This window comes from Natronomonas sp., assembly GCF_036625485.1.
Classification (GTDB): Archaea; Halobacteriota; Halobacteria; order Halobacteriales; family Haloarculaceae; genus Natronomonas.
Map to the genome: position 1 here is coordinate 1 of NZ_JAZKTR010000107.1, position 8,816 is coordinate 8,816.

The following is an 8,816-nucleotide window of genomic DNA, read 5'->3' on the forward strand; positions in this document are numbered from 1 at the left end:
GGCGGCCTGCGGCCGCCTCTAGTCCGTGCGCGCTACGGCGACTCGCTTCGCTCGTCGCCGCGAACCGCCTCGGGGGCGCTTTTCAAGCGCCCCGCTCGGCGGATGCTCAACTGATTGCTTGTTTCCCAGAGCTACGTCCTGTTGTTGGCCTTATCTCTCCCCGAAACCATGTCGCGACGTCCCACCACGCCACGTTTTTAGTCACCCATCGAAAATTGAGTGGCAATGACGCTCGTATCGACGTTTCTGGCTGGCATCGTCTTCGGGTTGGCGCTGGCGGCGCCGCCGGGGCCGATGAACGCCATCATCGCCGAGGAGTCGGTGCTGCGGGGCTGGGACGCGGGATTCAAAGCCGGACTGGGAGCGATGACCGCCGACCTCGCTTTCCTCGTGCTGGCGCTTGTCGGCGTCGTCGCGGCCATCGAACGCCTGCCGATACTGCACGGCCTCATGGTCGGGATTGGGGGAATATTGATGCTGTATTTCGCCTACGGCGCGGTGCGTGGGGCCCACCAGACCTTCCGGGCTGACGACCTCGACGACGAAAGCAAGGGCTTCCGCAAGGCGTTCGTGCTGGCGCTGACCAACCCCTACCAGATCCTCTTCTGGCTCACCGTCGGCGTCGGCCTGCTCGCGCCCGGCGAAGTCGACGTGCTGTCCTACGCGAGCGAGGCGCTGGCGGGACTTATCGTCGTCCAGACCGGGCACCCGACGCTGTTGGTCGGGCTGTTCGGCGGCATCGTCGTCTGGATAACGGGCTTTCCGGCGGCGCTGGTGTCGGCGCGCAAGCGCGTCGACGCGCTCGCGCCGGTGGTCGCCTACGGGAGCGCGCTGGTGCTGGCGGGCTTCGGCGTCTTCTTCCTCGTGGACGCGGCGGGCACGCTCACCTCGCTGTGAGCGCGCCTAGATGTCGGGGTCGATGTCCGGTTCGGCGTCGGCCTCGGGGTCGACGTCCGCGATCTCGCCTTCGAGCCACTCCTTGAACCACCGGACGCGCTTGATGCGCTGGTGGGCCATGCTCTCGGCGGTGTCCGACCGGATGCGCTCGATGGCGTCCTCGCCGCGTTCGAGTACGCGACCGACCATCTCGTTTGCGTCCATGTGGGTTCGGGCCTCGTAGCCCATCCGCAGCAGCATGAGGGTGGTGCCGTTGGCACCGACCTTGTCGAGGAGGTCGGCCTCCATGAGACACTGGGTCTCCAGCGGCATCTCCTCGATGTCGCCCTCGTAGGAGTGGTCCTCGACGGCGCTGCAGACCTGCTCGACGAACGATTCGGGGTAGTCCGTCCGCGTGTAGAGGTACTCGCGGGCGACGCGTGCGCCGGCCTCCGCGTGGACGTCCTGTTCGGCTTCGAGCTTCGCGATATCGTGGAAGAGGGCCGCAACCCGCGTCACGTCGACGTTGGCGCCTTCCTGCTCGGCGATCTCCGTCGCCAGTTCGGCCACGTTGAGGATGTGGTTGTAGCGGTACTCCGCGGAGTGCCACGGATACCACCGCATCCGGCCGCCCTCGTCTTCGCTTTCGACGCTGGCGGCCAGATAATCGTGGACGAACTGCTTCATCTCCTCGAACTCGTCGTCGGAGACGGGTGCTTCCCTTATTTCGACACCCATATATCCACCCCCACGGTGAAAGAGTCGTATGCGTCGGTCATCTTAGTTCAAGAAAGGTCGGTTCGACTTTTTAGCGTTGCGGTGGGCGCATAAACCGATTTCGCACCATTTCGGGTCTATATATTTATAAGTAACCGTGGTACACAACAGCGTGGGTTTAAATACTCACCGACGACCTTATAGCCGCGAATCACCTCCTCGGTGATGTATGATGCTGCCGACACATGCGCTCGTAGGGTTGGCGCTGGCCGCCCCGCTGGCGCTGTACGCGCCCGAACTCGCCCCAGCGGCGCTTCTGGGCGCGCTGGTAGGGGGTATCCTCCCCGACCTGGACATGTACGCCGGCCATCGGAAGTCGCTTCACTACCCGACGTTCTACCCGCTGGCCGCCGTGCCGGCTATCGCAGCCGCGTTCGTCTGGACGACGCCGGTCTCCCTCGCCGTCGCCTTCGGCCTGCTGGCGGCCGCGGCCCACTGTCGGATGGATATCTACGGTGGGGGCCTCGAACTCCGCCCGTGGGAAGGCACCTCCGAGAAGGCCGTCTACGACCACGCCAGCGGTAGGTGGCTCTCCCCGCGCCGCTTCATCGCCTACGACGGCTCCCGCGGTGACCTCGCACTCTCCCTGGTCGTCGGGCTCCCGTTGCTCGCCGTCCTCGAGGGCGCGTTCGTCCCCGTCGTCGGCGTCGCGCTCACCATCGCGACGAGCTACGTCCTCCTGCGGAAACACCTCGCGAACCTCGCGCCCACCGTCTTCAGTCAGGTGCCCGAACCGCTGGCTGAGTACGTCCCCGAGCGCTACCTGCACGAGTAGGACCACGGTCACGAGGTGTTCGCGTTATAGTCGCGCCGTTGGTCGTTCGTTCATATTTTTCGGCCAGCGTTCGGTTTTATGACGCCCCGGTGTGTAAGCCACCATCATGAAAGTCCGTGAAGCGACGGAAGACGACGGCCCGACGATTCGGTCGATCGCACTTCGTTCGATGGAAGCGTCCTATTCGCTGAGTCCCTCTACTATCGAAGGCGCCATCCAACAGTGGTACGGCGTCGATAGCTTCTCGGAGAATCTCGAAGACGATGACGTCGTCATGCTCATCGCCGAGAGGGACGGCGAGCCAGTCGCCTTCTCGGAGAGCGTTCTCGTCGACAGCCGTGGCGACATCCACTGGCTGCACGTCGCCGCCATGTACCGCGGCGAGGGGATCGGCCACCAGCTCTACGAGGAGACCCGCGAACGCCTCGAGGACGCCGGCGCCGAGACCATCCGCGGGCTCGTGTTGGCGATGAACTCCGAGGGCAATCGGTTCTGGGAGGACCGCGGCCTCACCAAGGTTGGAGAGGGAACCGTCGAGATCGACGGCACTGCCTACGTCGAGAACATCTACGTCGACGAGGATTCCATCGAGATCCAGCCTATCGTCGTCGACGACCAGGAGCTCTACATCGACCGAAACGACAGCGAACGCGGTTCCAAGGGTGCATTCTACACCGTCTACACCGACGAGGAACGCGAGGACAAGTACGGCTACTACTGTGGCGCCTGTGAGAGTCTCGTCACTTCGATGGGCTCGATGGGCGGACTGCAGTGTGAGAACTGCGGCAACACCCTGAAACCGACGCGATGGGACGCCGCGTGGTAGCGTCACGATAGGGGGCCGTCGACAGATCGGGGAGCCCGTGACGGACCCCGACGGCCGCTCCGGCGGTCGCGGTCACATCGAGTCGTCCAGTGTTTTCAGTCGGCTGTCGTCGCGTATCAGTCCCAATCCGGCTGATACTCGCCTTCTAGCGGCGGCTCCTCGCTCACCCACTCCGCGCGGGCCGCGTTGCTCGTGATGGTCCGGGCCGGTTCGCCGTCCTTCTGATAGGTAACTGTCACGTCCGACAGCGAGCAATGGGCGTTGTAGCGAAGCGAATCGTCGGGGACCATGTAGGAGACCTTCTGCCAGTGGTCCTCGGGCGATTCGACGGTCACCTGTAGTTCGATGCCCTCGCCCTCGCCGCGGAAGCGCCAATGACCCACCTCGTCGTGGTCTATCTCGTTCGCCCACGGGCTCACCGGGATGACGTGTTTGAGCCGATTCAGGGGGTATATCTCGCCGTCGACACGGAAACACAGCGATAGCTTGTCGTCCAGCCGCAGGGCTTCGAGGACGGCCGACTCCTCGTCGGCGAAGTCGTTGCACTGAACCCACGTCCAGTCCTCCGGCGGACTCCTCGAGGAGACGGTGTGGCCCTGATGGCCCGGCGCCCCGTCGAGTCCGATGGTCCGGTCGCCGACCGTGATCTTGCCGTCCATGAACACCGATTCATTTCGACTCCAGTGTTTGCCCGTCCCGATGGTCTTCGAGAGGATCTCGGTCAGCGTCTCGCTTCGAAGCGGCGTGAACGCGTAGGTGTCGGGGTCGTATTCGAGGTCCCACGCGATGTCGCCGACCTCGCCGGTCGCCGACGACGAGGTGAGGACGCTGTCGCCGATGGTCAACTCGAAGGGGTCGCTGTCGGGCCAGACGTCCTCGAAGGCGAACGACTCGGAGACGAACGCCGATTCCGCGGGGTTCTCGCGGTCGGTCAGCGCCGCCCACACCCGGCCCTCCTGCCGGCCGCTCTCGGTCGACAGTAGTGTGTATCGGTACCAGAAGGCGACCGACGCGTCCTGTGGGCTCACAAGCGAGTACCAGACCTCGCGGCCCGGTTCGCCCGGTGCCAGCGGCCAGTCTCCGTCCGGATCGTTCGGGTCGGGGTGCATGGGCGTCTCTACCGAGAAATGAATTTGCCGTCGATTTATAGTTTGGTGGTGCGCCGTATTAATGTACGAATATATATAATAGCCCTGGGCAGATTCGAACTGCCGTCAGAGGCTCCAAAGGCCTCTATGATTGGCCGCTACACCACAGGGCTCCACTCGATTGTACTTGTCCGCCGTACAATAGGCTTACTTTTCAAGTCCACTCACCTCCGCTTGATGCTCGACTGTGCTATGGCAACTCGGACAAAGACATACTACGTTGAGTAGCCGATGGGCTTCCTGTGGATCGTCGAAGGCACGAACCGGAATAAGGTGATTGACGTCCGGTTCCTTTCCTATCTCTTCTCTCGTTTTCCCGCAACGTCGACATGCATGATCGTCCCGTTCCAACGCTTCCATTTTAATCGACTGCCAGCGGCCGACGTATTCCGAGCCCCGCCTTCCCACGCGGGATGTGATTCGCCTCGCCAGTTTTCTGACATCCACCGCGAGAGGCATTCGCGACTACAGAATCGTTTTAGGCCGCGAGCAACGTCGGATTTCAAGACCTCCCGAACTTCATCACAGTAGTCACAGGCCCGCTCGATTCGCTCGGCTCGACGCCAGAAACGGGTTCCCTGAAACGTACCCTCTGTTTTGACACAGTCCGAACAGAAGTGACCCTCCTTATCGGATGGATAATACTCGAATTTGTCACCACACGCTTTGCAGGCCGTGGTTTTCTTCGCGTCTTTCCAGTTTCCGTTATTCTTGCCCGCGTTCGGATCGCAATCGTCGCAGTATTCCAACCGAGCTTTCTCGTCGTAGAACTCTACTCCACACCCCCTTGCATTCCCGATTCGGGAGTGGTTCGCCGTGAACCTTGGTGTGGTGTTGTCGCTTGCCTTGTTCGGTAGCTAACGTCTTCTTACAGGTTGGGCAAGGATGGGCCATAGACTGGCTAACCATCTAACAGCGATTAAACCAAACCCAAACGAAGTGAAAGTAAAACTAATCCGCCGCTTCGGATTCGAGTTCGACGTCGAGCAACTCGCAGGCGTCCATCTCGGCGTCGAAGCAGTCCGGGCAGCAATCCTGTCGGTCGATGATGGTATCGAGGCGTTCGGCGACGGTTTCGTCGATGACGCTTTCGAGTTGTTTGGCTTCGGTCCGGAAATCCTCGACTTCGAGGACTTCCCAGAGGAAGCGCTCGATGATACAGTAGGTCTGGAGGGCATCGCGGGCCTGCATGATGCCGTCGTCGGTCAGGGAGACGCCTTTGTACTTTTCGTGGTCCGCGAGGTCGCGCGCTTCGAGTTTGCCGATCATCTCGTTGGCGCTTGCGGGGCTCACTTCGAGGAGGTCGGCGATATCCCCGGTCGATGCTGGACCGTCGTCCTGCTCCTGGATGAGGTAGATGGCTTTCAGATACTGGTCCTGCGTGTTCATGCTCGCTCCTCCATGAGTTCGGTCACGTCCTCGACGCCCTCCTTTTCCTCCTCGCGGATGTCGCGGAGGACGGAGAGCAGTTCGTCGCGGTCGATGCTGAAGTCGACGTCCGACCCCTCGATGGCGTCGATGAGGTCGTCGTAGAACTTGTAGGCGGTCTCCTCGTTGCAGAGCTGGTCGTAGAGGACGCCGTCGAAGTCCGTATCGGATTCGTAGCGGGCGGCAACGAGCGTCTCGATCTCCTCGTAGGCAACGGGTTCGGCATCGAGTTCGTCGACGAGGGCTTCGAGTCGTTTGCGGTGTTCCTCGGATTCCTCGGCGGCGTGTCTCAGCAGTTCGCTGATGTCCTCGCCGAGTTCGTCCTCGTCCAGCGTCTCGTAGTGTTTGTGGGCGCGGGCTTCGACCACCTCCTCGAGCACCATCCCGATCTGAAGGAGTCGTGCGAGTTGGTGATCCGACGCGACCGGGTACGTGAGACTCATCGTCCCACCTCGCGGTCGACACGTCGTGCGTCGGGCATACTCACGATTCGGCACCGTGGCGACTTAAGGGGTTCCCCTTGGCCCGTCGTTTTTGCACGCTCCGGACGAAGGGCCGGTATGTCAGCCGACGAACCGGCAGATCGGATGCGAGAGCGGTCACCTCGGAGTACCGCAGTGTTGTATCTCCTGCTGGGTGCGGACCGGAAACTGATAACTGCCGGCATCGTCGGAGTCGTCTTCGTCGGTCTCGTCGGCGCGTCGCTCGTCGTCCCGAGTGCCGAACCTGCGCTTCGGTCGACCGACTCGGTCGATACCGCCTTTCAGGCGCTCATCGGCGCGACGGTCACCGGCGTCACGCTCGTGCTTACGCTGAATCAATTGGTGCTGTCGCAGGAACTCGGTGCCGTCGGCGACCAGCGCGACCGGATGGATGACGCGATGACGTTCCGCGACGACGTTCGCGACCTCCTTGATGAGGCTCCATCCGTCGAACCCTCCGAGTTCCTGCAGGAGATGGTCGAGGAGATCGGGACCCGGGCCGAGGCAGTCCGCGATTCGGGCCCCCTCGAGGAGGACCTCGACTCGATGCTCGAAGAGACGGTTCGAAACGCCGAAGCCGTCTCCGAACGCCTCGAAGGGGCTGAATTCGGCAATTTCGAGGTCGTCCGTGCGGCCCTCGATTTCAACTATTCGTGGAAACTCCACGTTGCGCGACGATTCCTCGACGATGAGGAACTCCCCGATGGAACCCGCGAACCGCTGGCGGCGTTCGCGGACGCGCTGGAACTGTTCGCTCCCACTCGTGAACACTTCAAGACGCTCTACTTCCAGTCGGAACTCATCGACCTCTCGCGGACCGTCCTCTATGCCGCCGTCCCCTCGCTCTTGGTCGCCCTCGGCGTCGTGTTCTATGTCGACGTTGGCGTCTTCACCGACTCCATCCTCGCTGTCAATACCGGCGTGCTACTCGTCAGTGGGGCCGCGGCCGTCGTCATCTCACCGTTCGCCGTGCTCTTGGCGTACGTCCTCCGTATCGCGACGGTAACCGAACGAACCCTCTCTATCGGTCCCTTCATCCTTCGCGAAACCCACGGAGAGACCGACCGCTAAGCGGTGATGGACCGCACAAATCAAAGAAAAGCGACGCGCGTTATTCGCGGGCCTGAACCCACCGCGAGAGCGAAGCTCTCGCGAGCCATGCAAGCACTCGATTACTCTCGTGCTTGCAGACGGTCGTGAATCCGACCCTTCAGGTCCTCGCGGAGTTCCTCGACTTCGATCTCCTCGAAGACGGGGACGTAGAACCCTTCCACCAGCATGTTCCGCGCGGTGCGTTCGGGGAGGGCCCGAGAGGTCATGTAGAACATGTCCTCCTCGGAGACCTGCCCGACCGTCGCGGAGTGGGAGGCTTCGGTGTCGTGGTTGTTGATGATGAGCTTCGGGGAGGCGTCGGCCTCGCTTTCGTCGGAGAGCATCAGCGTGTTCTCACGCTGGTAGGAGTTGGTGTCCCACGCCTCGCGGCCGACGTCCTGGACGCCCTCGTAGACCGAGCGGGCCCGGTCGTCGATGACGCCGCGGGTAACGAGGTCGGCCGTCGTGTGCTCGGCGTTGTGCCAGACACGAGCGTCGACGTCGAAGTGCTGGTCGTTGTGGCCGTAGAAGGCCCCGACGATCTTCGTCTCCGAGGAGTCACCGTTGAGGTGGCTCTCGACGGAGGATTTGGTCAGCTTCGAGCCGACGTTGCACTCGATCCAGCTTGCGGTCGCGTAGGTCCCGACGTCGGCCTCACGCAGCGAGTACGTGTAGGTCGTCTCGTCGAGGTCCTGCAGGTTACCGTACTGGACGTAGGAGTTCTCCGAGGCGACGAGTTCCGTGATGCCGCTGTAGTAGCGGTCGCCGTCGACGTCCTCGGCGGTTTCCTGCCGCTCCAGAATCGTCACGGAGGAGGATTCCTCGGCGACGACGAGCGTGTAGTTGAACAGCGACCGGGAGGTCATCGTCGTCCGAATGGTGACGTCTTCCGCGTCGACGCCCTCGGGGACGTGGATGACGGTGCCGGTCGTGAACAGCGCCGTCGAAAGCGCCGTCAGGTAGTTCTTCTCGGGGTCGACGACGCTGCCGAAGTACTCCTCCAGCAGGTCGCCGTGCTCCTCGATGGCCTCCGCAAAGGGGAGGACGTCGATCTCGTCGGGCCCGATCTGGTCTTTCTCCTCGGTCGCATCGAGGGGGTCGACGAGGGCCTCGTAGTCGAGGTCCTCGAGGTTCGTCCACTTGCGGCCGGGCGTCTGGATGACGTCCGGGAAGGCCAGTTCGTCGAGCGCCTCGAGGGCGTCGAGTCGCGTCTCCAGCAGCCACTCGGGCTCGCCGAGTTCGTCGCTGATCTGGCGAACGGTGGCTTCGTCGATGGATGCGTGTACCTGCGTGCTCATATTAGCCGAGCGAACCCTCCATTTCGAGTTCGATGAGGCGGTTGAGTTCGACCGCGTACTCGATGGGCAGTTCCTCGGTGATCGGCTCGATGAAGCCGGCGACGATCATCTGCT

Annotated in this window: 10 protein-coding genes and 1 tRNA gene; 4 read left to right on the forward strand and 7 right to left on the reverse strand. The window is 62.5% G+C overall.

Annotation, left to right across the window (positions count from 1 at the left end):
* The first annotated feature begins 225 nt into the window (after positions 1 to 225).
* Positions 226 to 897 (forward strand): LysE family translocator, encoded by a 672-nt coding sequence (locus V5A53_RS10620; RefSeq protein ID WP_332313586.1) that lies wholly within the window; start codon positions 226 to 228, stop codon positions 895 to 897.
* 6 nt (positions 898 to 903) lie between these two features.
* Here the strand turns inward: V5A53_RS10620 and V5A53_RS10625 are convergent, their stop codons facing one another.
* Entirely contained in the window at positions 904 to 1,614 is a 711-nt protein-coding gene (locus V5A53_RS10625; RefSeq protein ID WP_332313587.1) for an HD domain-containing protein, read from the reverse strand.
* A 208-nt stretch (positions 1,615 to 1,822) separates the two neighbouring features.
* Between V5A53_RS10625 and V5A53_RS10630 the strand changes: the two genes are divergently transcribed.
* Positions 1,823 to 2,428, forward strand: a complete 606-nt coding sequence (locus V5A53_RS10630; protein WP_332313588.1) for a metal-dependent hydrolase — start codon at positions 1,823 to 1,825, stop codon at positions 2,426 to 2,428.
* A gap of 106 nt (positions 2,429 to 2,534) precedes the next feature.
* Complete coding sequence (locus tag V5A53_RS10635; protein WP_332313589.1) at positions 2,535 to 3,254, forward strand: GNAT family N-acetyltransferase; 720 nt, start codon at positions 2,535 to 2,537, stop codon at positions 3,252 to 3,254.
* 116 nt (positions 3,255 to 3,370) lie between these two features.
* On the opposite strand, the gene V5A53_RS10640 is transcribed toward V5A53_RS10635, so the two are convergent.
* The 5 genes from V5A53_RS10640 to V5A53_RS10660 all read right to left on the reverse strand — a co-directional run bounded on the left by V5A53_RS10640 (position 3,371) and on the right by V5A53_RS10660 (position 6,273).
* Entirely contained in the window at positions 3,371 to 4,363 is a 993-nt protein-coding gene (locus V5A53_RS10640; RefSeq protein ID WP_332313590.1) for a hypothetical protein, read from the reverse strand.
* A gap of 79 nt (positions 4,364 to 4,442) precedes the next feature.
* A tRNA-Gln gene (locus V5A53_RS10645) sits at positions 4,443 to 4,515 on the reverse strand.
* Positions 4,516 to 4,549: 34 nt separating this feature from the next.
* Positions 4,550 to 4,861 (reverse strand): HNH endonuclease, encoded by a 312-nt coding sequence (locus V5A53_RS10650; protein WP_332313591.1) that lies wholly within the window; start codon positions 4,859 to 4,861, stop codon positions 4,550 to 4,552.
* A gap of 492 nt (positions 4,862 to 5,353) precedes the next feature.
* Positions 5,354 to 5,791 (reverse strand): metal-dependent transcriptional regulator, encoded by a 438-nt coding sequence (locus V5A53_RS10655; RefSeq protein WP_332313592.1) that lies wholly within the window; start codon positions 5,789 to 5,791, stop codon positions 5,354 to 5,356.
* A complete protein-coding gene (locus V5A53_RS10660) occupies positions 5,788 to 6,273 on the reverse strand; it encodes a ferritin-like domain-containing protein (RefSeq protein ID WP_332313593.1) in 486 nt (161 codons plus the stop codon). Before V5A53_RS10660 ends, V5A53_RS10655 begins: the two co-directional genes overlap by 4 nt.
* Positions 6,274 to 6,390: 117 nt before the next feature.
* Between V5A53_RS10660 and V5A53_RS10665 the strand changes: the two genes are divergently transcribed.
* Positions 6,391 to 7,383 (forward strand): hypothetical protein, encoded by a 993-nt coding sequence (locus V5A53_RS10665; RefSeq protein WP_332313594.1) that lies wholly within the window; start codon positions 6,391 to 6,393, stop codon positions 7,381 to 7,383.
* Positions 7,384 to 7,484: 101 nt separating this feature from the next.
* On the opposite strand, the gene sufD is transcribed toward V5A53_RS10665, so the two are convergent.
* Complete coding sequence (gene sufD / locus V5A53_RS10670) at positions 7,485 to 8,702, reverse strand: Fe-S cluster assembly protein SufD (RefSeq protein ID WP_332313595.1); 1,218 nt, start codon at positions 8,700 to 8,702, stop codon at positions 7,485 to 7,487.
* Positions 8,703 to 8,816 lie beyond the last annotated feature (114 nt).

Excerpts from the sequence above, each read along its gene's own strand:
- V5A53_RS10620 (WP_332313586.1), top strand. The coding sequence starts at position 226 with ATGACGCTCGTATCGACGTTTCTGGCTGGCATCGTCTTCGGGTTGGCG.
- V5A53_RS10625 (WP_332313587.1), bottom strand. The coding sequence starts at position 1,614 with ATGGGTGTCGAAATAAGGGAAGCACCCGTCTCCGACGACGAGTTCGAG.
- V5A53_RS10630 (WP_332313588.1), top strand. The coding sequence starts at position 1,823 with ATGATGCTGCCGACACATGCGCTCGTAGGGTTGGCGCTGGCCGCCCCG.
- V5A53_RS10635 (WP_332313589.1), top strand. The coding sequence starts at position 2,535 with ATGAAAGTCCGTGAAGCGACGGAAGACGACGGCCCGACGATTCGGTCG.
- V5A53_RS10640 (WP_332313590.1), bottom strand. The coding sequence starts at position 4,363 with ATGCACCCCGACCCGAACGATCCGGACGGAGACTGGCCGCTGGCACCG.
- V5A53_RS10650 (WP_332313591.1), bottom strand. The coding sequence starts at position 4,861 with ATGCCTCTCGCGGTGGATGTCAGAAAACTGGCGAGGCGAATCACATCC.
- V5A53_RS10655 (WP_332313592.1), bottom strand. The coding sequence starts at position 5,791 with ATGAACACGCAGGACCAGTATCTGAAAGCCATCTACCTCATCCAGGAG.
- V5A53_RS10660 (WP_332313593.1), bottom strand. The coding sequence starts at position 6,273 with ATGAGTCTCACGTACCCGGTCGCGTCGGATCACCAACTCGCACGACTC.
- V5A53_RS10665 (WP_332313594.1), top strand. The coding sequence starts at position 6,391 with ATGTCAGCCGACGAACCGGCAGATCGGATGCGAGAGCGGTCACCTCGG.
- sufD (WP_332313595.1), bottom strand. The coding sequence starts at position 8,702 with ATGAGCACGCAGGTACACGCATCCATCGACGAAGCCACCGTTCGCCAG.